Source organism: Paenibacillus sp. J31P13, from assembly GCF_056269295.1.
In genome coordinates, this window is sequence record NZ_JBWDNR010000010.1 from 140,132 (window position 1) to 164,758 (window position 24,627).

Annotated in this window: 18 protein-coding genes; 5 read left to right on the top strand and 13 right to left on the bottom strand. The window is 44.0% G+C overall.

Translation table 11 applies throughout. The annotated features are described in order from the left end of the window. The first annotated feature begins 33 nt into the window (after positions 1 to 33). Positions 34 to 804 (top strand): threonine/serine exporter family protein, encoded by a 771-nt coding sequence (locus tag AC0YOD_RS24780; RefSeq protein WP_475802009.1) that lies wholly within the window; start codon positions 34 to 36, stop codon positions 802 to 804. A 23-nt stretch (positions 805 to 827) separates the two neighbouring features. Beyond that, positions 828 to 1,253, top strand: coding sequence for a threonine/serine exporter family protein (locus tag AC0YOD_RS24785; RefSeq protein WP_475802040.1), 426 nt, complete (start codon positions 828 to 830; stop codon positions 1,251 to 1,253). Here AC0YOD_RS24785 and AC0YOD_RS24790 read toward each other — a convergent pair. Then, positions 1,250 to 2,098, bottom strand: coding sequence for a lipoate--protein ligase family protein (locus AC0YOD_RS24790; protein ID WP_475802041.1), 849 nt, complete (start codon positions 2,096 to 2,098; stop codon positions 1,250 to 1,252). The two genes, AC0YOD_RS24785 and AC0YOD_RS24790, sit on opposite strands and share 4 nt — an antisense overlap. A 170-nt stretch (positions 2,099 to 2,268) precedes the next feature. On the opposite strand from AC0YOD_RS24790, the gene AC0YOD_RS24795 reads away from it, so the two are divergent. After that, positions 2,269 to 3,135 (top strand): helix-turn-helix domain-containing protein, encoded by an 867-nt coding sequence (locus AC0YOD_RS24795; protein WP_475802010.1) that lies wholly within the window; start codon positions 2,269 to 2,271, stop codon positions 3,133 to 3,135. Positions 3,136 to 3,176: 41 nt separating this feature from the next. Here the strand turns inward: AC0YOD_RS24795 and AC0YOD_RS24800 are convergent, their stop codons facing one another. From AC0YOD_RS24800 to AC0YOD_RS24810, 3 genes are all read right to left on the bottom strand, one after another. Continuing rightward, entirely contained in the window at positions 3,177 to 3,899 is a 723-nt protein-coding gene (locus AC0YOD_RS24800) for a response regulator transcription factor (RefSeq protein ID WP_475802011.1), read from the bottom strand. A gap of 108 nt (positions 3,900 to 4,007) precedes the next feature. Further along, complete coding sequence (pnpS, locus tag AC0YOD_RS24805; protein WP_475802012.1) at positions 4,008 to 5,783, bottom strand: two-component system histidine kinase PnpS; 1,776 nt, start codon at positions 5,781 to 5,783, stop codon at positions 4,008 to 4,010. A 64-nt stretch (positions 5,784 to 5,847) separates the two neighbouring features. Next, positions 5,848 to 6,822, bottom strand: coding sequence for a bile acid:sodium symporter family protein (locus AC0YOD_RS24810; protein WP_475802013.1), 975 nt, complete (start codon positions 6,820 to 6,822; stop codon positions 5,848 to 5,850). A gap of 116 nt (positions 6,823 to 6,938) precedes the next feature. On the opposite strand from AC0YOD_RS24810, the gene AC0YOD_RS24815 reads away from it, so the two are divergent. After that, positions 6,939 to 8,078, top strand: coding sequence for a YfbR-like 5'-deoxynucleotidase (locus tag AC0YOD_RS24815; protein ID WP_475802014.1), 1,140 nt, complete (start codon positions 6,939 to 6,941; stop codon positions 8,076 to 8,078). A gap of 624 nt (positions 8,079 to 8,702) precedes the next feature. Here the strand turns inward: AC0YOD_RS24815 and AC0YOD_RS24820 are convergent. From AC0YOD_RS24820 to AC0YOD_RS24860, 9 genes are all read right to left on the bottom strand, one after another. Then, entirely contained in the window at positions 8,703 to 10,316 is a 1,614-nt protein-coding gene (locus tag AC0YOD_RS24820) for a glycoside hydrolase family 3 protein (protein ID WP_475802015.1), read from the bottom strand. Positions 10,317 to 10,339: 23 nt separating this feature from the next. Next, complete coding sequence (locus tag AC0YOD_RS24825) at positions 10,340 to 11,986, bottom strand: response regulator transcription factor (protein WP_475802016.1); 1,647 nt, start codon at positions 11,984 to 11,986, stop codon at positions 10,340 to 10,342. Continuing rightward, positions 11,983 to 13,794, bottom strand: coding sequence for a cache domain-containing sensor histidine kinase (locus AC0YOD_RS24830; RefSeq protein WP_475802017.1), 1,812 nt, complete (start codon positions 13,792 to 13,794; stop codon positions 11,983 to 11,985). Before AC0YOD_RS24830 ends, AC0YOD_RS24825 begins: the two co-directional genes overlap by 4 nt. A gap of 95 nt (positions 13,795 to 13,889) precedes the next feature. Then, the gene (locus AC0YOD_RS24835) at positions 13,890 to 15,227 is read right to left on the bottom strand and encodes an extracellular solute-binding protein (protein WP_475802018.1); all 1,338 of its coding nucleotides are present in this window, start codon (positions 15,225 to 15,227) and stop codon (positions 13,890 to 13,892) included. A 184-nt stretch (positions 15,228 to 15,411) separates the two neighbouring features. Continuing rightward, positions 15,412 to 15,612: a hypothetical protein gene (locus AC0YOD_RS24840; RefSeq protein WP_475802019.1), complete on the bottom strand. Its 201-nt coding sequence runs from the start codon at positions 15,610 to 15,612 to the stop codon at positions 15,412 to 15,414. After that, positions 15,609 to 18,512, bottom strand: coding sequence for a DEAD/DEAH box helicase (locus tag AC0YOD_RS24845; protein ID WP_475802020.1), 2,904 nt, complete (start codon positions 18,510 to 18,512; stop codon positions 15,609 to 15,611). The genes AC0YOD_RS24840 and AC0YOD_RS24845 overlap by 4 nt, the downstream gene beginning before the upstream one ends. Further along, positions 18,509 to 20,107, bottom strand: a complete 1,599-nt coding sequence (locus tag AC0YOD_RS24850; RefSeq protein ID WP_475802021.1) for an SWIM zinc finger family protein — start codon at positions 20,105 to 20,107, stop codon at positions 18,509 to 18,511. The genes AC0YOD_RS24845 and AC0YOD_RS24850 overlap by 4 nt, the downstream gene beginning before the upstream one ends. Positions 20,108 to 20,303: 196 nt before the next feature. Beyond that, positions 20,304 to 22,058 carry a sensor histidine kinase gene (locus AC0YOD_RS24855; protein ID WP_475802022.1) on the bottom strand — a complete coding sequence of 585 codons (1,755 nt, stop codon included), beginning with the start codon at positions 22,056 to 22,058 and terminating at the stop codon, positions 20,304 to 20,306. Positions 22,059 to 22,149: 91 nt separating this feature from the next. Next, on the bottom strand, positions 22,150 to 22,824 hold the full coding sequence (locus AC0YOD_RS24860; RefSeq protein ID WP_475802023.1) for a tetratricopeptide repeat protein: 675 nt from the start codon (positions 22,822 to 22,824) through the stop codon (positions 22,150 to 22,152). Positions 22,825 to 23,017: 193 nt separating this feature from the next. On the opposite strand from AC0YOD_RS24860, the gene AC0YOD_RS24865 reads away from it, so the two are divergent. Next, positions 23,018 to 24,613, top strand: a complete 1,596-nt coding sequence (locus AC0YOD_RS24865) for a catalase (RefSeq protein ID WP_475802024.1) — start codon at positions 23,018 to 23,020, stop codon at positions 24,611 to 24,613. Positions 24,614 to 24,627 lie beyond the last annotated feature (14 nt).

Here is a 24,627-nt window from a genome sequence, read left to right on the forward strand (position 1 = left end):
AGTCTGCATTACTTACGATAGGAGGATACGGTTATGACAGACACCGACCACTCACTAATCAGCAGTCAAGCTATAACGAAAACCTGCCTATTAGCAGGCAAAATCATCTTGCAAAATGGCGGCGAAACGTACCGCGTTGAGGATACGATGTCGCGAATCGCTGCAGCCTACGGCATTGAACACTCGCATAGCTTTGTAACACCGACCGGTATTATTTTCGCGATTGATGGGGCATCTGAAATGACGAGATTGATTCGTATTTCAGAGCGATCAACAAATTTAAATAAGGTCTCATTAGTAAATGACATATCCAGACGAATCAGCAGCGGTCAGCTCCCCGTAGAAGAGGCATACCATCTGCTTCAAGAAGCGGATTCTACATCCTTTACCTATCCTGCTTGGCTGATCGTTTTAGCAGCGGCTGCAGCAAGCGGCTGTTTCCTGATTATGTTTCAAGGCAGCTGGCGCGACTTTATACCAGTAGCTTTTACAGGAGGAGTCGGCTACTGGTTTCTCGTTACGGTTCATCGCATTGTTCCTATTCGATTTTTCGCCGAGTTTATTACTGCTTTGCTCATAGGGACTATTGCAGTACTCCTTGTCCATAATGAGCTCGGTTATGATCTGGATAAAATGATAATCGGATCGGTGATGCCGCTCGTCCCGGGCTTGCATATTACAGCAGCCGTTCGAGATTTAATGGCCGGTCATTTGGTATCGGGGCTCTCTAAGGGGGCAGAAGCTTTTCTGACAGCTTTTGCTATTGGGGCAGGAATAGCGACGGTGCTTTCTTTACTAACATGATGATTCGGAGGTTCCTGTAGATGATGATTGAACAGCTTATTACCAGCTTTATCGCTTCCGCAGCCTTCGGCCTCATCTTCAATGCTCCGAAGCGCTCTCTCGTTCACTGCGGCACCGTCGGAATGATTGGCTGGCTGGTTTATGTAAGCGGCACGCAGCTATCATTAGATGCCATACCCGCGACACTCATTGCCGCTTTTGTCGTGACCGTTATCAGCCAACTATTCTCCAAAAGATATAAAACGCCGATCATTGTGTTTAGCGTCGCAGGTATAATACCTCTCGTTCCAGGCGGACTCGCATACGATGCCATGAGACGTGTCGTAGAGAATCAATATGATCTAGCTGTGCAGTTGGCAGTCGAAGCCTTTATGATTTCTGGTTCCATCGCTATCGGACTTGTTTTCTCAGAGGTTATTAATCAAATCATTCGTAAAACCTATCGTTAACTCTCTATGACATATCTTGAACGAAGCACATCCACCATAGACTGGATTTGCTGAGGCGTGGGCATATTCAGTCTCGCCTCCGCTGCTCGAAGACCTTCTTCCGATTGACGCGACAGCAGCAATCTCTTAACAGCTCCCGCAAAATATTTTCCAGCCTCTGGTCCCAGTCCTGTCAGCTCCTCCAAGCTTGCAGTGCTCTCGTCCGTAACGATTGGATAATCTTCATCGCCTTCACCAATTGCCGCTCTCTCATAAAAGGACTGAACCAGTCTAGCTCGCTCCGCTCCTGAGCCTTCAGCTACTATAAATGCTTGCACGATATATGCATGTGTTTGTCTCCGCTGCGCGATACCGCAAAATTTGAACCCATCAATACTGAGGTCAAATTCACCCGGACAATACGCGCCGCTAATTTCGCCCTTCTCCACATGACAGCCCGTTTCCTTCAGTGCAAGACTAATCAATCCATACATTCGCTCAAAATCATCATGAAAATGAAAGCTGAGCGCGTCCGGCTTCGGCATGATAAGCGATATATTAATGACTCCTAGATCGAGAGGCACAGCCGCTCCTCCTGAGTTTCGAACAACAGTCGACATTCCTTTGGATTCCAGCCATTGCTGCGCCGCTCCCGCTCCTTGCAACCGACTATCACGCAATCCCATTACAAACCCTTGCGGATGCCGCCATATATGACAAATAGACGGACCGCCAATGCCCGTCCCTCTACAGAGAAGCTCGTCCAAAGCAAATGGATAAAGTACATCCTCCTGCGAGAAATCATTCATCCGATCCAATATGAGCATATTATCCAATTGCAAATCCTTCAGCTCATTCCACTCCATATTCAATCCTCCGCTCTCTTCCTCTTCCTTTCTTATTTTAACGATAAATGAACGTACATGCATCTTCTTTCCATTATTGAAACAAAATATAGCGTTTCTCCTTATTGCTAATGAGGTAGGCTTTCTCTACAATAAAGGTATTGCCTTTAGAGCAAGGGGGAAGCAGGATTTTGGAAGCTATAAATGAAAAGGTCGCATATGATAACCCACTGCTGTCGCTGCGAGTTTTTCAACCAATGCGCAATGATTCTGGGTTTACAAATTGGCATTACCACAAACAAATAGAGCTGTTGTTAATTCTCGATGGCCATCTAGATGTTTACGTTGACGAGAGCAGCTTTCATTTAACCGCTGGCGACGTTGTATTAATTGGCGCATCGGAATTGCATCGTGATCGCAGTTCAAAATTCCTTGATTATATCGTGCTTCAATTCGATTTAGATCAATTTTTTGATCAAAGCACCATTCCCTATATGCGTCACTTCTCAGAAACTCAAATGCCGCTGAGCAAAGCGAACTATATATTTCAAGAAAATATTACGGTGAAACAGCATGCCGCCTCTTGTATCCGGCAAATATTAAATGAGGTCACTCTCAAAGAAACAGGCTATGAGCTGGCGGTTAGTATTCTAGTCAAACAAATTATGCTGCTCCTGCTTCGCAACGATCATCGAAAAGTATTAATTGAGCAAGAAAATTTCGATCGGATGCGATTAAAGCCTGTGCTTGATTATGTTGAGGATCATTTGACGGATCGTATTCAAGTGGAAGAGGTTTGCAAAATCGCTAATATGAGCTACTACTATTTCGTCAAATATTTCAAAAAAACGATTGGGCTCTCTTTTACGGAGTATGTCAATTATCGCAAAGTGAAGTGGGCAGAGCGGATATTGCTAACGAAGGATCTTAGTATTTCGGAGGTTGGCGATCGAATCGGGATGCCGAACATGGCTCATTTTTATAAAATGTTCAAAAAATACAATGATTGCTCACCTAAACAGTTTCAACGCAAAATGCTCGTTTGGAATCGCCAATAACGAACATAACCTATAAATTAAATGAAAAAAGCTCGTCCACCCTAGCCTTTGGGGGTTACGAGCTTTTTTGGCATGACCAGCTTATAGCCAACACCGCGAATGGATTCGATTTGAACCGATTGCTGCCCAAGCTCAAGCTTCTTCCGCAAGGAGCTAACATGAACATCGACCGTACGCTGACCTCCTATATAATCAAAGCCCCATACGACGTTCATCAAATCATCACGTGTAATAACCATGCCTGGACGCTGAACTAAATAGAGCAATACTTCAAATTCCTTTGGACGCAGCGGTATCGTGTCATTATTCAGCACGACCTCATATTTCTCAGGGTAAATCGACAAGTCACCTGCAGTAATAACCTTCTCTGTTGATTCGATCGGCTTACTGTCGTCAATCTGAGTACGACGCAGCACTGCTGATACACGCGCAAGCAGCTCAGCAACGCCAAACGGCTTCGTAATATAGTCATCAGCGCCATGCTTAAGTCCTTGCACAACCTCTTCCTCGGCATTGCGGGCTGTTAAAATAATAACCGGCGTTTTCACACCATTTTGGCGAAGTCGGTTTAATATTTCAAAGCCATTCATGCCTGGCAGCATGATGTCGAGAATAATCAAATCAAAGTTGCGCTCCAACGCAGCTTGCAAACCTTCTCTGCCATGATCGATTACAGTCGTATCATAACCCTCTTGGGTCATATTATACGATAATAATCGTGATAATGTCGGTTCGTCTTCAATTACGAGCACTTTATGTGACATATGATCTCCTGCCTGGGCAAATAGCGGCGCCGAAGCACCGCATCTGCATATTTGAACAATTACACCTATTTTATCATGGTTTCATGAAGAATAGGTAAATCTTTTTTTCTATTGCAGCACAGGAAGCTCAATGATAAAGGTCGAGCCTTCCCCAACCGTGCTCGTTACCGAGATCGTCCCTTTATGCAGCTCAACTAGATGCTTAACGATGGATAAGCCGAGCCCTGTACCGCCTGAACTGCGTGATCTAGCTTTATCCACACGATAGAAACGTTCAAAGATTCGCGGTAAATCCTTCTTCGGAATACCAATTCCTGAATCGCTGATGGTAATGCGGATATGATCTTCACCTTTGCTTTCAACCGTTACCGACACCTTACCGCCATCCGGTGTATAATTGATGCCGTTTGAGAGTAAATTCATAATAATTTGCCGTAAACGATCCTCATCGGCCTCTGCATATAAGCCTGGTTCAATACTCATGCTCAGCTCAATATGCTTGCGAGCGGCTTCTGATTCAACTAATTTAACCGACTTTGATATAAAAGTATCCACTTCTATTGGAGAAAAAATAAGCGGCACGCGGCGTGACTCTATTTTGGAAAGCTCCAAGATGTCCCCAATTAAACGGTTAAGCCTTTCACTCTCATCAAATATGATTTGCAGGAATGATCTCGTTGTTTCTTCATCCTTAACCGCACCGCCCAGCAGCGTCTCTGCAAAGCCCTTAACTGCGGTAATTGGCGTCTTCAGCTCATGGGATACGTTAGCAACAAATTCGCTCCGCATTCTCTCCAGCCTTCTTATGGCTGAAACGTCCTGTAGAACAAGCAATACACCAGAAAATACATTTCCTTCACGATAAATAGGCACCAAGTTAAGCTCAAGCAATCTCTCTTCTGGGAAATAGAACGTAATCTCCTCGCGTAGATGCTGCTTGCTTTTCAACCCTTCTTGAATCATTTGCGACAGCTCATACTGCTGCTTTGCTTCCGCATAATGACGACCAACCAGATCTTTCGTTGAAATGCCCAATACTTCTTCCGCGCGTCTGTTCATTAGAACTATTTTTCCGCTGCTATCAATCATGACGATTCCATTAATCATATTATCCAGTACGCTTTCAAGCTGATTTTCATTTTGCTGAATGCGCGTCATTTGAACCTGCAAGCTATCTGCCATCGCATTGATTGCATTGCCTAGTTCGCCAATCTCATCATTTTTTTGTATGTTGACTCGCGCCTTATAGTCCATATTTTTGATGCGCTTCGCGACCTTCGTAATTTGCTCCAAAGGACGTGTTAAGCCCAGTGCAATACGATAGCTGATAATTGCAGCAACAAGGAATAGAATCAACAAACCGATAATAAGCATCATCGATAATTGACGAATGCTCGCATCTACCTCCTGCAAGCTCATGGCAAGCCTTAATACATAAGGAGCTTGATTTGGGATCACATCTACAGGAATCGCCACATAAATCATATTATGTCTAACCGTTTCACTGGATCGAATCGCTTTTCCTGTGCCGGATTTAAGTGCTTCCTTTACCTCTATCCGATTAAGATGGTTGCCCATCTCTTGAGCAGACACATCGGAATCGCCAAGCACAACCCCATCATTGCGTATGAAGGTAACCCGAGCGCCTGTATATCCTTTGTATTCATTGGCTTCCTTCTGATAATGGACATAGAGCGAAGATATATCACCTGACTTCCAATCCATTTTTGCAGAAATAATTCTCATCTCTCGTACCATATTGTCTTCGAGCGCTTTTATATGATTATCTTTGAATGTTTTGGCCATGAATATTCCTGCAGCGATAACCGACAATGCGATCATCCCGATCATAATCAAGGTCAGCCTGGTGCGAAAGCTGTTCATCCCGCAATTCCTCCTCGTTTCAACAAGCGTTAACAGCTGCGCTCTGTCTTCGTTCCTAATAGATTTATGGTACACGCGGCGATGCTGTTTCGCCAGCTTTGTTTTTGTTAAGTTTTTGTAAAAAATAATGATGAACCGTTGCAAGAGGCTGCTGAACAAGTATCGACAAAACGACCGGAACGGCTGCTAATGGGCTGAAGTAGCCGAGCGCCAGTACAATCCCTAGCGAAATATTGCGCATGCCTGTTGCATACGACACCGTTATTTGCTGTTCTTTGCGCAATCGTGATGTACCGATATAGCCAAAAGCATAGCATAGACCAACCAAAACGATGACAAGCGGCACTAGCAGCACCATATCCTCCTTTAATTGATCCAAGTGAGGCGCAATAGCTGAAGCGTTTAAGGAAACAACCGCTACAAAGCAAAGTTTAGATATCGGAGCAGCATATGGCTTTACTCGCTCTTGGATGCGTCCGCGGCTCATCTCATGCAGCACAACACCAATAACGGTAGGCAGTACGATAATGACAAGCAGATCTGCAATGATTGGCCAAGCTTCCATCTCAACCTCGGAATTAAAAAATAAATGAATGCCAGCTGGCACAACAAGTGGACTCAACGCAGAATCAAGCACGACCATCGCGAGCATAAGCGGTATGCTCCCGCCCGACATACCGACCCATAACACGGTTGATACACCCAGTGGAATAATTGTAAACAGTACGAGTCCCACCACATAAGGAGAATCCGCTCCAAATACGAGTGTTCCAAGACCAAAGGCAACCAATGGTGACAGTACATGGGCGATCACGAAGGTTAGCAGCATTATGCCCGGTTTGCGCATGACCTCCTTTAGCTGCGATAAGCCGCAACCAATTGCCATCGTCAACGTTACATAAGCAAATAAATAAGGAACAGAGCTGATATAAGGCTGCAGCTGCTCAGCAAAAACAAATCCAAGCACCAAAGAGCTTGGAATTATAATAAACATCCATTTTTCGAAGTATGAATTAAAGGCCAAGCCTAATTGACGCATTCCGTTCCCCTCTTTTACTTGCTCTAGGCGATTTTGTACATAAGTTTTATAATAGCATAGACAGCCTGATGATGAACGGAAACAATTTCCATAAAGTGAGCTAAGGAGTCGATAATATGAAGAACGGTAAGTTTACAAATACGATTATTCGCATGCAATATGTGCCCAGATGGAGTGAATATGCTCCACGGTTCGAGGATAATGCATCTTCTCACAGCTTCAGATGCGCCGCTTTATCTATTATGATCGGCATTATCGAGGAGAAAATATATCATCAGCCGCTAGACAAATTAAAGCTGCTGGCTAGATGTCTTTGGGGTGATTTGAATAACACCGGAACAGGCTCCATTAAGCATGTCACCAAAAAAGAATCGCTCGTCATGAATCATATTAGAGACTTTGAAACTGAACTAAGCAAGGAAATTGTATCCTTTCTCTCAAAATCGCTGCAGCCTCAGGCATATGACTTTATCGTAAACGCACAGGATGATACACATATCGGACGTTTAGTTGATGCAATAGATACACTTGATGCGTATCTGTATTGCCATCGTGAATCATTGTACGACACCAACCCTTTCTTTCACGCCAAGCATAAGGAGCTCAAGCAAGCTCTCCTACAGTCGGAGCTTGACTCTATCCGCTGGCTTGTGAATGAATATGATAAACAAGAGGGCTTGTATGACTTCGTACAATACATCGTAAACTTGGATACCGTAAAAAGATGGAACGGCAGCTATAACCTCGTTCCAGATAACGATGCGACGCATTCTTTCCGAGTCGCTTCGCTCGCTTTATTTAATGGATTGCTGGAAATGGAACGCTTCGGCAATAAGAGTATTGATCTCTATACGTTGCTTGCGAAGGCAACGCTTCATGACTTGCCAGAGGCGCTGTCCGGTGACGTCGTTTCGAACTTTAAACATAATAATGCAGGCATCAAGGATGCCTTCCAGCAATATGAGCGGGAAACAGCTCAATATATGATTAGCAAGCTTCCTGTTCTTTTTCATGAGGATATGATCACATTCATTGCCCATAGCAAATCCGATGATTATATCGGTGAAATGGTCGATATCGCAGATAAGCTTGATGCATTAATAAAGGCAAGCCTAGAGATGCGCAATAATCCTCATTATGCGGAAACCTATTACAAGCAGCTTGTAAAGATTCAGCACAGCTATGAGAACCCCTGCGTCATTTTCTTTCTAGCTTATATTTTGCATGATCTAACCTACTCTAATTTAATTGGTTGATGTAGTTGAGATAGAAGTAGGTATGGAAGCAGGAACGTATATGATATCCGCTATCATCCATGCAATAAAATAAGACCGCGAGCTAAGCTCACGGTCTTCCAATTGAATAGAAGCCCCCCGTTTTTTCAAAACGTGGGGCTTCTATTCAATCTGAGAGCTAGAAACTAGCTCTATTCTGGTCAAACTAACCATATTGAGTCAATTAGAGCTAGATATTAGCTCTATTTACTTTGCTTTCGCTGAAACCAAGCTCTTAGCTGTCTCAATCGATTGAATAGAGCTAAAAATTAGCTCTATTCTGGTCAAACTAACCATATGGAGTCAATTAGAGCTAGATATTAGCTCTATTTACTATGCTTTCGCTGAAACTGGGCTATTAGTTGCCTCAATCGAGAGAATAGAGCTAAAAACTAGCTCTATTCTGATCAAACTAACCATATGGAGTCAATTAGAGCTAGAAATTAGCTCTATTTGCTTTGCTTTCGCTGAAACCGGGCTCCAAGCTAGGTTGTCGTGGCTTTCACGACAGTCTGAAGACCGCGAGCTAAGCTCGCGGTCTTCTCTTTATTTTAGGAATAATATGGAAAAGTCCATCAAACGGTAGTCTAATGAAAATCTTTTTTACTAGTTAATGACCGCATTCCAACCAAACGGATATGCAGGTGAAATCTCCAGCGGCAGCTTGCCTTTCGGCTGCAGGTCTCCGAGCAAGGTTCTCGCAGCGGCAGCAAGCGCTAACGGTCTGCACTCATATACGGCAATATACGTTTTGACCTCTGGATAAAGCATTAGATCAAGCGGATTCCGGACGGATACAGCAATCGTGCGTTCCGGGGCAAGCCTTACAACCTCGCGTGCAATATCACGCTCCAGCACATGCTTGGAAGCATCATAGGTAACAACGACGATTTGAGCGAAGCTCTCCAAGTCTGCCAAAGGATTCGCTTCATTCATCTGACGCTCTACTACATTCGCACCAAATTGACTAAGGAAATAGCCTAATGATCCGTCTCCCGAAAGCATTTCATCGGCAACGGATACAGGTACGATATCCGGCCAAAGCACCAGCGTTCTTTCGCTGCGGCTCAATGGGAGCAAACCGCCTTCGTTTTTCACTAGCGTTACCGAAGCCTCGCTCCATTTTCTCGCAACTGCACTATTCTGTTCCGTACCGATTGCCGATTCAACCTTATCCCAAGGCTGTAAAGGCTCATCAAGCTGAAGTTTCTCTTTTAGTGTCATTACGCGATCAAGCGCTTCATTGATACGAGCTTCTGCAAGCTCACCGTTCTCAACAGCTAATGCAACTGCTTCTAAAGCAGCCCATTGCTTCTCAAACGTATGACTGATAAGAACCATATCAGCACCTGCTTGAAGCGCCAAAATAGAACCCCGCTCTGGACCATAGTTTTTGTCGATCGCATCCATCTCTAGACAATCGGTTACAACGATTCCTTCGTAACCAAGCTCATTGCGCAGCAAGCCCGTAATAACCGGCTCCGACAAAGTCGATGGTACGCCTGAAGGATCAAGCGCCGGCAAGCAAACATGCGCGGTCATTATGCAGTCCGTACCTGCCTCGATTGCTGCACGGAATGGCTTGAGCTCAATGGCATCCAGTCTCTCACGACCATGAAGCAGAATTGGCAATGCATGATGCGAATCTACCGCCGTATCACCATGTCCTGGGAAATGCTTAACGGTTGCTGCAACACGTGCAGATTGGTAACCAACAACTGCCGCAGCGCCCAGCTCAGCTACTACATCGGACCGATCACTGTATGAGCGAACATTAATGACAGGGTTATCAGGATTATTATTAACATCAATACACGGCGCATAGTTCATCGTAATGCCCAGTTGGCGCAATTCTTCTCCGCAAATACGAGCCGTTTCTCTTGCACCCTCTGCAAGACCAGCAGCACCAAGCGCCATATTGCCCGGCATCAGCGTAACGCCGTCGACTAATCTCGCGACCATTCCGCCCTCTTGATCAATAGCAACAAAGAGAGGAGGCTGTCCTGCTTTTTTCGCAATGTCCTGAAGCTCGCAGCTTAGCTTATGTACCTGCTTCGCATCGACCACATTACGTGTAAAATAGATCGTTCCGCCAATACCATTCGCTTCAATTAACTGTTTCATTTGATTCGTTGGCTCAGAGCCATGAAATCCGAATACGAATAATTGTCCAATCTTCTTCTTTAAGCTCCAGTTTTGCCATTCACCGTGTAGTGTCAATTTTTTCCCATCCCTTCAAAATTCTAAGCCTCAGTAGACTCAGTCAGATCCTCATCATTTTGTACATTCTCTTGCCATTTACTTCGAAAGTCGGTTGGATTCTCACCCGTATATTTCATAAATACTTTTGTGAAATATCGCCGTTCCGCATAGCCGACTTCCTTTGCTATTTGAGCAACGCTCTTTGGTGTTTCTGCAAGCAACGTCTTAGCACGTTCCATTCGTTGCCGCGTTACGTATTCAATGAACGTTTCTCCAAACGTTTGCTTAAACAAAAGACTAAAATAAGAATTGCTGAGACCAACATGAGTTGCCGTCTCCTCCACACTAAGATCACGATACAGATTGCGATCCAGAAATGCCCTAGCTTCAGTCATCGATCGCTCGGACTGTTTTTTCTTATCCATCGATCTCTCGGATACCGCGTTCGTTACCTGATGAATGACGGACAGTAAATCTTTGATTCCAAAGCGGCGGTCCAATCTGCGCCATAGACTATCCTCTTGCTCACGAGTGAAAACCGCCATTTCTTTCATTTCCCGCATGAGATGCAGAACAAAGAAATGCAATAATGGTTTGACTCGATTAAGCGATGGCTCATTCATTTGCTGTAATAGTTCTGTAATGCTTTGGAGCTCATTATCTACGCCAGCAATATCACCGCGTTTTACTGCTCCGATAAGCTTTTCAGCTGTATCCCAGAACGTTTGATCCGCTTGCGATGATTTTTGCCCTTGCGATGGATAAATAGCGATAACATCATGAACCGGCGTTAGCTGCATCCCTTGCTGGACGATCTTATAAGCATTAGACAAATCAGCAACAGCTGCAAACTCATGGTAGATACCAGCAAAAAGGGAGAGCTTTACATGGCTTTTGATAGCCTTCAGCAGCATATCCGCCCATTCACTGACAAGCGATAGCTCGAAGGCGGCCGTCTTCTCCATCTCGATGAGCACGCACCACTCACCGTCACGAATTTGAATGACGGCATGATGCAGCTCTTTTTGCTGCAGCTTCTCTCGAAGCACATTACATACGGCAAAGTTCCATAGCTTCCGCTCCTTATCCGACCAATCACGCCAGTCCTTTGATGTCTCCGAGCTCACATCAAGATCGAGTACAATTAATATGAACTGTTGCTGCTTTAGCTGCTGTTCGTCTCCTGTAAGAAGCCAATTGTCCGCTGTAACGTCGGTGTAGTCCATAATAATGTCATATAAGATTTTCTCGCTTGCCAGATCAATCATTCGGTCTAGCTTTTGCTTCTCCTCTTGCAGCTGTTTCTGCTTGTTGCGTTGACTAGTCATAATTCTAGCAATTACGCCCGTCAGCTCATCATAAGGAATTGGTTTCAGTATATAATCATTAACTCCGAATTGTATAGCTGTTCGCGTATAAGCAAAATCCTGATATCCGGTGAGCATAATAATTTCACATGGCATCTCTTTTTCACGAATATGACGAACGAGCTCCAATCCGTCCATCACTGGCATTCGAATGTCACAGAGCAATAAATCATAGCTTTCCAGCTCCATAAGCTCCAATGCCTCAACGCCATTTTTGGCTGTGCCGCCGACGGTCAATCCGAGCATTTCCCAGGGAATAACCTTCTCTAGATTTCTTGTAATATGTGACTCATCATCAACTAGAAGCACTCTACCCGTCATAGACCTTCACCTCTGCTCTTCGGAATTACACAGCGAATAATTGTGCCACTGCCCTCCTGACTGCAAATCCACATGCCATATGCCTGACCATAATGAATTCGCAAACGATCCGCTACATTTCGCAATCCTAAGCCCCTTCTTTCCCCCATCTCAGCAACGTCCGGTTTCTTGCTCGAAGGATTGGAGCCGGCAGATAGTTCATTTAATACTTTTGAGCTCATGCCTAAGCCATTATCACAAACCATAATGACGATTTGATGCAGCTCAACCGTAACATTAATTGAAATGACACCCTGCCCATCCTCATAGCCGTCAAAGCCATGCTGTATGCTGTTCTCTATGAGAGGCTGAAGCGTTAGCTTTAATATCGTATAATCAAGCGCCTCATCTGGAACATTGAGCTCATAGGAGAATAGCTCTTCAAACCTGTATTTTTGAATTTCTAAATAACTGCGAACATGTTCAATTTCTTGCTGTATTCTTATTTCTTCCGAGTGATGCATCGTCGTTCGCAGCAAATTACTTAATCGGCGCACCATAAGCATAATTTTCGCACCTTCATTTTGTGCAGCCAATGCATTAATGGATTCTAGCGTATTAAATAAAAAATGCGGCTTTATCTGTGCCTGCATCAGCATCATTTCAGCATGCTGCTTGCGTGCTTGCTCTTGGCGCACCTCGCTTAACAAATTGCCTATCCGCTCAACCATACTATTGAAGCTATTGGCGAGCAGTACCGTTTCATCTTTACCTTGAGCGGTTACCCTAATGTCGAGCAGCCCTTGCTCAACTAGTCTCATTTTTCGCACAACTTTAATAATGGATTTAGCTACTCTGTTCACAAAAAACACGTTGAACAACACAGCGGACAGCAATCCAAGAATGGTAATCATACCAATCCACTGTACGAACCGGACATTTTCATTCGTCAGAGAATCCCATGGTTTTACCGAAATAAGAGTCCATTCATTGCGATCCAGTTGATAAGAGGAGACTAGACTGTCTACATTATCAAACTTCACTCTAGAACTCATATAATTGCTCGTTAGTTGAGGCATGGATTCCGTCTGTTCATTAATGTTGTGGCCATCAAATTCACTTTGGCTGTCCAGCATAATAAGGCCCGCTTTATTGACGATGAGGTATCTTGTCTCAACAACATCAGCTTGCGGATTTTGAAAGGCTTTGAGCATGCTGGAAATCTCTTCTGTTTTGTACTGCGTAATCATAACGCCGAGATCATTAAACGTCTCGATATCCTTCACGACGCGCATTTGAGTAAATAATGGAGGATCAACACCCGTAAGCTCGCGCTGCTCATATGGTCCGATCCAAAGCGGTCGTCCGCCTAGCTTTTTGACTTCTTTATAAAGGTCATTTCGCTCCAATAATTCATACGATATAGGCTTGAATGTAATGGGATCATTGCGGAACGAGCGGAACATCGTCCCATCCTTCGCATACAGCACAACAAAGCTGACAGCTGGATGCTGGAATAATATCCGTTTCATTTCTTTCTCTGCTTGACTGATCGCGATAAGAGAGCTTGCATCATTTGACTTCACGCTGCTGTATTTGAGCGTATCCTGAACCTCTGAGCTCGTTAGATTACCGTCGGAGAGTTGATCCAGTTCACGAAAAAAATAACGAATGTTGCCTCCAACCGCCCGCAGGGAAATCTCGGTTTGCTCACTATATTTTTTCTCTAGCAGTCTCTCAGAATTAAGAAAAGAGAAGATGCCTAGACCAATCATCGGGATGATGATAAGCAATATGAAAGCAAGCATCAATTTTGGTCTTAAGTTCATCTAAGTGGGCTCCTTCTTCTTTTAGCCTTGCACGCTTCCTACTGAGATCCTGTGAATAGTGGCCAGCAGGTAGTGTTTGGAGAGAATCCGATATACTATTTGGAAGAGTTTGCTCTCTCCTGAGAAGCCTGGATTTTTTCAGCAACCTCTTTTGGCGTACTTACTTTTCCGATAAGTTCTTGTATGCCAATGTTAATATCAGATCCTACTGCTGGTTGAAGGATGGCGTCATAAGCTCTCCATGAGCTTGAAGCGTTAGTCGTGACTGTTAAAACTTCAGCAATCAACGGATCTACATCAGATAAGTCAGTAATCTTCATGGAAGGCAGCAATTTATCTTCAGTAAGTGTACGCTTTTGAACCTCTTCCGTATAAAAATTTGAAATGAATTTCTTAACTAGAAATATTTGATCTTCCGATAGGTTTGCTGAGAAGCCAAAACCATTGGAATAAGAAGCATTGATCGAAGTTTGATCACCAGCACCGCCATTAATGGACGGGAAAGCAAAAAATCCTATCTGACCTTTCAGAGCACCGGCGTCTTCACTAGAGAATAGGTTGGAGTCCCACGATCCTGTAAAAACCATAGCGGCTTTGCCGGAAACTAATAGTGCGCCTTGGTCACCGGCCTCAATGCCAAGAGAACCCTTTGTAAAATAATCCTTATTCACAAGCTCAGCATAGGAAGTAAAGCCTTTCACAAAGTTATCATCGGTCCATTTCGCCTCACCTGTTAATAATTGATCGATCGCCTCAATGCCAACGTTGCGCTCCATAACGGTATTCCACAACATGCCGGCGACCCAACCGTCCTTGGCTGCCAGACCGAATGGCGTGATGCCCGCCTCTTTAATTTTTGCACATACATCAAGCAGTTGATTCCATGTTGTAGGAATTTCCAACCCTAAATCAGCAAAAATCTTTTTATTATAAAAGATCGCTTCGCTATAGCCGCCGATTGGAAGGCCATAAACCCTGTCATCTATCGTGAATTCATCCAAGCTTAAGAACTTATCCCTAAATCCAAGCTCATCAATGATATCTGTCAAGTCCAGCATGCGATTTGCTTTTACATACAGTTTAAGATCAGCTCCACCAAATACTTCGAATATATCGGGAGGATTGCCGGCTGCCATTTCAGCCTTCAGCTTCTGATCGCGGTTAACAATTTCATCAATTCCTTCTAACTTAAAGGTAAGCCCTTCGTTCTCTTTCTGTGTTTTTTCAACAACATCTTCAATAATTTTCAAACGAGTTCTGCTCGTTTCTTTGATTTGCGTGTGTCGGAGTGACAAGGTAATATCCTCAGCCTCTTGAGGCTTATTTGAATGATTGTTCGTATCTTTTCCTACGTTTCCATTCGTGCCGCATGCCGTTGCAACGAGCATGATCGATACTAATGAGGTGGCAATTAGTGTAAAGCGCTTTTTCATTAGGGACCTCCTCGTTAATAATTTTGCGTGTTTGCCTTGCACCTTTATTATAGTCGGTTATGTACCCTAAAAAGGAGGTCGAAATACGAATAAGTTAGGGAGACAATTCTCTTTTTTCTGGAAAAATATACTCTTATAGCCCGCCGGATTACTTTGCCCGGCAGGCTATAAGCTTAAATGAATATTAACTGCGCATATCTTTCACGATGTTATGAACAACTTCATAAAAACGTCGCCATTCCTCGTTAGCATTGTTTAGCTTAGCATTTGGTACGATCTGCGCTTCATCAGGCTGCAAGCTTTTTTGCAATGCATGTTTCTCCATCTCTTCAAGCTGCAGCTTTTCCTGTTTAGCACGCAAACTGCCATCTGTCATTTCAATCATCCCTTCAACCAGCTTTTCCGTAAAGCGAAGAGCTCCCTCAGATCATCTGTAGACATTTCAGTTATCCATTGCTCTGATTGACCAACAACTTGATCGTTCAGTGATTGCTTCCGATCAATCATCTCATCGATCTTCTCTTCAAGAGTACCAAGTGTAATAAATTTATGCACCTGTACTTTCTTTGTCTGTCCAATTCGGAATGCTCGGTCTGTAGCTTGGTTCTCAACCGCCGGATTCCACCAGCGGTCAAAGTGAAAGACATGGTTAGCTGCCGTCAGGTTAAGACCTGTTCCGCCAGCTTTTAGCGATAATACAAATGCGCAGCATGGCACCTCTGCATTTTGGAAATTTTCAATCATCTCATCACGCTTTGCTTTAGGAACACCGCCATGCAAATAAGGTACAGGCAGACCCAATCTCTCTTCCAGCAGCTTTTGCAGTTGATGCCCCATATCAATATACTGGGTGAAAATGAGGCAGCGTTCGCCTTCCGCAGCTATTTCTTCACACATTTCTAATAAGCGAGCCACTTTATTGGAACGTTCAAAATCCCATAAGTCTGGTTTCTCTTCACTCGCTAACAGAGATGGATGATCGCATAATTGCTTCAGCTTTGTTAATGCTGCAAGAATCAGTCCTCTACGCTGCATCGGACCCAGCTTGTCGAGATTTTCGAGCAGATCTGCAACTAAATTTTCGTACATGGCTCCCTGCTCGGCCGTTAAAGTCATATATGTTTTGGATTCATGCTTATCAGGCAAAGAAAGCTGAATGGACGGATCCTTCTTAATTCGCCGCAGCATAAACGGTTTAACCCATCGCTGAAGACCCGCTATCAGTTTCTCATCACGTGTTCGCTCGATCGGGGTTACGATATCTTTGCGGAACTCGTTCATATTGCCTAAATATCCTGGATTAATGAAATCATAGATGGACCACAGCTCCGTCAAACGGTTCTCCATCGGTGTTCCTGTCAAAGCAATACGATGCTGGGCCGGCAACCGACGGATAGCTATAGACTGTTTTGTGTATACGTTTTTTATATTTTGCGCCTCATCCAGACAGAGTGCATCCCACTCAATGGCGCTTAAATCCTCTTCATCCAGCTGCGCAATAGAGTATGAGGTAATAACCAAATCTGCGCCTTGAACAGCCTCTTGCAGAGTTTCTCCCTTATCTCGCTTATTGCCATAATGCAGCATAATACGAAGTGAAGGTGCGAATTTCTCCAGCTCCTTCTCCCAGTTCCCGATAACAGAAGTCGGACATATAAGAAGGGAAGGACCTCTCTCATCAATCATTCTTTCCTTAACATATACAAGGTAAGCCATAAATTGAATAGTTTTGCCCAGTCCCATATCATCTGCCAATACGCCGCCTAGTCCAAATCTTCTTAGAAATAGGAGCCATGATACGCCTTCATGCTGATAGGGGCGTAGGTCGCCAAGGAATTGTTCAGGCACTTCGACGAGTGGAATTTGCGAAGTTTGCTGAAGCTGTTCCAGCCAACTTGTTAGATGCTCGTTCAGCTCCACCTCAGCCTGCAAATCTGATTCCAAATCACTGTCTTCTTCAATCGGTGTGCCTCCGCGCAGATGCATTTCGAGCACATCTCGGAAGGACAAGCCTTTACGTTTCCCCATGCGTTTCAGCCACTGCTTAATTTGCGTAACGTCTTGCGGATCTAGATGAACCCATTCGCCGCCTATATTGAAAAGTCGCCGATTCTGTTCTGCAAGATGAAGAAATTCAGCCTCAGACAGGTCCACATCACCAAGCGCAAGCTTCCAATCAAATTGTACGATTTGATCCAAACCGAACATCGGCTGAGCAGCAGAGCCCACTGATGATTTCATCTTCGCCTTCAAACGCAGCTTGCGTGTTCGAACAGCCTCCCACCAGCTAGGAAGCAGCACTGGACATCCCGCCTCCAGCAATCGGACGCTTGTTTTCTCAAGGAATTGCCATGCCTCATTATCTGAAAGCTGGTCTCGCAATGTTCCTTCTCTGAATGAGTCTTCCCACTCAGGCAGTGTAGCCGTCCATTTCGCTTGCTCCTTCGCCAGTTTTTCATCAAGGAAAGGATACCATTCTGTTGGAATGGATCGCTGATCATCAATGGCAGACTCCCAAATATTTTGCCATTCATTATGTTGTATTGGAAGCCATGGTCCGCCTTCGCGATCCTGCAATGCTGGACGCAAAATCCAACCATGTGATTCATTTGGCTCAACTAGCTGAAGCGCAACTCGAAACGGAAATGTATCCTTACTCAAACCAATCGCGATCATCCAATCCTCTTCGTCTGCGGATTTTCTTTGCAAAACCGCTTCTCCAGAAGCTGTTCCAACATCGCGCCAAGCCTGTGCAGCTTCATCATTTTGTTCGATCATTTCATCAACTGCACAGCTAAGCCAGTTTTGAATTCCTTTGTCACCATTTCGTAGAGCTTCTGCTGCTGTTTTCTTCCAAGTTTCAATCTTCTCCGACTCTTCCTCTGGAATTGCCATTTTCCAGCTGCGTCGTTCCTCACTCCAATGCTCCCAATCAGGAATAAACCAGCCATTTAATAAAGCGGTTCTTATTTGCTCTGCCATTTCCATCAAGGTGCCTAAGCGATCGGTCCATTCAAGCTGAAGCAAACGTACTTGCATCGGAGAAGTTAAATAATCAATAGCAAGCAAAGGCGGTACTTTAAGAAGCTTGCGTTCACCCACGCTCTGCTCTTCTATTTCAGCGCCGTACCAAGATGCTTTATGCCACGCAAACAAGAGTGAGCGCAGCCGTCCGTCTGCCGCATCCTTACGATCGACCGCGCTTAACAGAATGGAAGAACCTTCTTCATCCTCATTCCAAAATCCGTCTATGACTATTTTGCGCGTGCCCCTGTATGTTTTCATGTTACAATTTTCCCTTTCCACAGTTCTTCCTGAAAGGCTCTTAGACGTTGATATTTACGAACAAGCCCTGCTATATAGAAGTCCCATCTTGCAACATCCTTGTCAGCCTTATATAATTTCTCCAGCTTCTTAAGCTGCTTAACCGCCATCCGGTAACCTTGTCGATTTCGCGTTTGAATCCATGCATCAACCGATTGATGATAGATTGGCAGCAAAACATGCGGCGCCTGCTTGGCGATCTCACGCAGTGCATTCGCTCCTGCATCCTCCGGCTTAGAGCCAATAAGCAATTGAAGATCTGCCCACTCCTCATAGCGCTTCTGATTCAACCAATGATCAGATAATTCTGAATAGGAATGAGGCAGTAATTGCGTCATATATTCTGTCCAAATCGGCAAATCCGGGCGATCCTGATCCGCTCTGCGGCATAAGGTAACGAAAGGACCCACCGTACGATTGTTTTTCACTTTATTAACACGTTCGAATAAGAAACTCATCCATTGCTCAACAAGCTCCCATTTCTGCTGTTCAATCCGTTCTGCTGCACATGGATACATGATCTTCTGTGATCGTTCAAAGCTCGATTGTGCAAAGTGCTCGATCGCTAGCTTATCTTGCTGATCAAAAAAATACATGATCCCAATCGCGCTGTGCAGAAAATCTTTATTTACATCCCCAGCTTCATCATGATGGACAAGATCCAGCATTGAGCTGAGCTCACGCTCAAACCATTTGCGATTTGCCGAGAATTTCTCACAAAGCACTAAATAGATATTTCCCCAATCAAACAGCTGCTGTTCAAGAGTCGATGCACGTTTTTTTACATGCGCAATTAAAAAATCCGCCCATATCTCCTCATCGGCTTCCATCTCTTCCGGCACTAGCTCTGACACTAATGTGAACAAATGATCTACCCATGGCTCAGCCATGCGAAGGAAGGACATTTCATGATAATATCTGCTGAAGGAATCAACAGTCGTAATAGCGTGCTCCGCTTGTTCTAATACAAAGATAATCGCTGTAGACCAGTGCAGCCGCTGCTTCCGTTTATCCCAATCCTTGGACAAGCCCTTGAGAGAAGATAATACGGGCTGAAGAGAATGAAGAGAATGACGACATTTACGCCATATGTCGCCATGCGCAGCCTCCATCCATTCCATCCATTCCTCAGCTGTTCCGCTTCCTCCTGGATCAGTCGGTGCAGCTACTGGTACGGGCTGCTCTATCTTATTTTTAAGCAAGCTGCTCGCTGCTGAAAGTCCGAGTAGTTTAAAATAGGAGCGTTCAGCCAGTCCATGGCCACCCTCCTGCTGACTGCAATATTGAAAATAAACGGCAGCCATATGCTTGCAAAATCCACTATAGGGACAGGTGCATGAGCTGTATCGTAAATGTCCAGCATCAAGGATTACGGCATAGAGGTCCGATCCTTGAACGACACCATAAAGATTATCATGACTTCCGGCATTCGCACTATTTACAAGGCCTTCTTCATAGTATTTCCAGCCGCGCTTAACAATTGTAGTCTCGACATGATTATTCAACTGCTGTTCGAGTGCAGCATGCAGTTTTTCTTCGAGGCGCATTTCAGACATTCACCCGCTTCCTTTCCGTTCACTTGCATTCTTTCTATTATATCAATGACAAACGGTGGAAGCCATCCTTTGAAAGCAAAAGCTCCATTCATTCTAAAACAAATACAAATTCTAAAGTGAGTGATACACCATCTATTTATCAAAAAAACCGCCCGTATCGACCAATATTTTTTGGTCAACAGGGCGCTTCGTTTTTTTATAGCGGTATTTTGACGAGAAAGGTTAATTGCCCGGCTGGTTCTGCCGTTACAAATACGTCTCCTTTATACTGCTTTGCAATTGTTTTGACAATGGAAAGTCCAAGACCTTGATGTTCCCTCTGCTTGGTGGAATAGCCAGCGTCGAATAGCGGCTTTACTATAACCCCATCAGCTTCCTCGCATGTGTTGGTTACTGTAAATTCAAGATAGTCCGCCGACTGCTTTCCAACGAGTGTTATGTGCCGCTTATCCTCAGCATATTTAAGAACCTCATCAAAGGCATTATCAATCAAATTACCAAGCATCCGATTGACATCCAGCGTCTTAACGCCCATGTCCTTCATGTCCAAACCTGTAAATGCACAACTGAATTTTATTTTATAGCTTTCCGCTTGTGAAATCTTGGATCGTACTAGCGCCGCAATGGCCGGGTTGCCAATATTAATAATATCGTTCATTATTCGAATGTCGCCCGTCAATTCTTTCGTGTACGCGACAAGCTCCTTCGATTTCTCAAGCTCCGCAAGTGAATGTATCGTCTGAACATGGTTTAAGAAATCATGTCGCTGTGCTCGAATCGAATGAAAGAGCTGATTGATTTCATCCACGTATGTTTCTTGCGTTACGCGAACTACTTTGTCACGAGATTGTTTGTAAAAGCGCATAGCTACGAATGCAATCACTAAGCTTAGTCCAGAAATAGCGATAATGATAATGCCTAAATTCAAAAATTGCGAGTTCAATTTATCTTGAATAACATGATAATCTGAAGTTAATGTCAGGACATAGCTATTCATTGGAATGCCGTCTTTATCCGTAATATCTATTCCATTCTCGACTGCAAACACAGGAATATACATTTTAAATATATCTTTTCCGTCTATATTTTCCTTCAAGGTCACCGTTTCTTTCGTTGAATAGGCTCTTCTTACAAGCTCGGTATCCTTCTCAGACTTTATTTCATTGGAGCCATAAAATATCGCTTCTTGCACTTTATGTCCTTGTACCTCGCCAGCTTCATTAATCGTATCTTTGCCATCAGGAAATGTTTCTGGATTAATAAAGGCGATTTCTAATAAGGAATCACTGCTCTGAAGCGAATTTTCAATCATGCGATGTACGCCTGTTACCTTCTCATATTTCTCTTGTCTCTCGTAATTAACGTAGGGATCGATTATATAATTAGTCGCCCCGTCGTAGTAATAGCCCCATTTGTTTATTATCGAAAGATCTGTAGAGGAAAATTCGTACGGTCCGCTCCAGAAATTCGGAAGCCTTTGTCCTAGCCATTGAACGGAAACATTTCTTTCTGCAAATAGCTGATCAAACACCTCATACCATGGCTTCCAGGTTTTTGTACTCTTATCCAGCTGCCCTTTATTCGACGATTTGTATAAAAGAATGTCATCGGGCAGTTTTTTGAGAAGGGTAATGTGACTGACATCGAGCTTATCGCGAAGCTCCATCAATTGCTCATTGGACACTTTCTCAACATCCGGATCAAGCGCATATTGTATCGCTATTGAAGCTGCACGCAGCTCTCTTCCAATTTGCTCCTGAAATAGCTCTGAGCCTTGTCTGGATTGTTCCAATGACATTTCAAGTCTCTCAGCATGCTTAACTAGTTCTTCATTGAACGAATCTTCCAATGTTTTTTTCGTAAGAAAATAATAAAATGTATTATTTAATAATACTAATACGACGATAACACTGATCGCCATAAGCCAAATATTGCGTTGCATCTTGTGCATCTTGCCCTTCTCTCTAATATAGCCTTTATTATGTAATTTTATATGGTATAGGACAATACTCCTTTTACGAGGAGACACTATTTCGCAGCGACTAACCAATCATTTTTTTCATATACAACCGCAGCGCCCATTTGCGCTCCTGTCGTTTCTTATAGCGAGGAAGCATACGATAAATTTGCAAGCCTTCTTCAGCCGCCCTCTTGGCTTCTCCCATTTGCCCCATCTCTTTATAGATAGAAGCCATCCGGTCATAAGCCTCGCATGATGAGGATTGAATGTCTTGGAATGCGCGAATATAAGCGAGCGCTTGCTCTGTATGATTTTTCGAATAGTAAGCGGCAAGCCGTAAATACGGAGAGCCGTATTTTACACGAGGATTGAGTTTCAATGCATGAATGATGCCCGCTGTTCCACGTTCTTCCTCTCCTGAATACAAGCAGCTGGTCCCAAAATCATCCCAATACTCTGCTGAATCCTCTAACGTCCGCTGCAGCGGCTCTAACCATTGTAATGCCTCGCTGTATTTTTTTCTTTCTATTAATAGACGTGCCAGTTCATGCTTCATAGATACATCATTTGGCGATAAATTAATTTGCTGTTTTAATTTTCTTATTCTCGATAATCTCTTTATCGGTTTGAACAGACTCGGAGTTATTCCTACAAACCGGCGATCCAACACATAAAATAAAATCAAAAGAACGATGATTGCGATAAACGGATTGCCAAACAACCATGCTAATAAGAAAAAAAGGCTAATTTTTAACATACTATCCTCCTAAGATCAGCTAATCCAAATCATCATTATCCATCCCAAACCTAGTTCTATCATACCATATCCTTAACCAATATTAAGCAGATTCAACTAATAAACAGTATTTTAATGGGGAATAATACCTTGGGAAATGAATGATACTACGTAAATCAATGGAAATTAATTTATATTGGAGGCTTCACGGAATATGACATCAAATGAAAATTCAAAGGGAGAAAAAAAGAATTCATCAAGTCAAACACTGACAGATCGGCAAGGCCACCCTATTTCCGATAATCAAAACATCCGTACTGTTGGAAATCGAGGGCCCTCAACACTGGAGAACTATCATTTTATTGAGAAAATAACTCATTTTGACCGAGAGCGTGTGCCAGAGAGAGTCGTACACGGTCGAGGTGCCGGCGCTCATGGCATTTTCGAGGCCTATGGCAAAATTGGAGACGAGCCTATTTCCAAATACACACGCGCTAAGCTATTTCAACAAGCAGGCAAGCAAACGCCGGTATTTGTTCGATTCTCCAGCGTTATTCATGGCGGTCATTCGCCCGAAACACTGCGTGATCCGAGAGGCTTTGCTACAAAGTTTTATACGGAAGACGGAAATTGGGACTTAGTAGGCAATAACCTGAAAGTATTTTTTATACGTGATGCGATTAAATTTCCTGATATGGTGCATGCTTTCAAGCCTGATCCCGTTACCAATGTGCAAAGCATGGAGCGCTTCTTCGACTTTGTCTCGTTGTCGCCTGAAGCGACTCATATGATTACCTTCCTGTTCTCACCATGGGGAATTCCTGCGAATTATCGTGAAATGCAAGGGTCCGGCGTTAATACATATAAATGGGTAAATGCTGAGGGATCTGCTGTACTCGTCAAATATCATTGGGTGCCGCTGCAAGGTATTCGCAACTTAACGCAGCATGAAGCTGAACAGATTCAAGGGAAAAATTTCAATCATGCCACACAGGATTTATATGAAGCCATTGAGCGTGGAGAATTTCCAGAGTGGGAGCTTCAAGTACAATGGATGACCGATGACGAGCATCCAGAGCTAGATTACGATCCGCTTGATGATACAAAGCTTTGGGATACCGAGCAATTCCCGATGCTTCCAGTAGGTAAAATGACTTTGAATCGAAATCCTGTAAACTACTTTGCAGAAGTTGAACAAGCAGCTTTCGGCACAGGCGTGCTGGTTGACGGTCTGGATTTCTCTGATGATAAAATGCTTCAGGGGCGTACCTTCTCCTATTCGGATACGCAGCGTTATCGCGTGGGCACCAATTACTTGCAATTGCCAATTAATGCACCTAAAAAAGAGGTTGCTACAAATCAACGTGACGGCCAAATGGCCTTTTATATTGATATCGCTGAGGGTGAGAATCCACACGTCAATTATGAGCCATCCTCATTGGGAGGTTTGAAGGAAGCTGAAGTGCCTGGTGCGCCGCATGAGCCAACCTATTCGGCTAAGCTTGTTAGACAACCAATCGATCGGCAAAATAATTTTAAACAAGCTGGCGAAACCTATCGTAGTTTTGAGCAGTGGGAGCGTGACGAGCTGATCGAAAATCTGGTCGATGCGCTAAGCAGCTGCACGAAAGTCATCCAAGACTTAATGGTGCATAACTGCACGGAGGCTGACTCAGACTATGGCAAACGATTAGCAGATGGACTGAAGCAGGCCGGAATGCGCGAGACGGATAAACATGTTGGCACGCACCCAGCTAATGAAGGGATGGAGCTGTCCGCTGAGCTTGGTCACTCCACGGACGGATATTAATCAAAAAGAAGAGC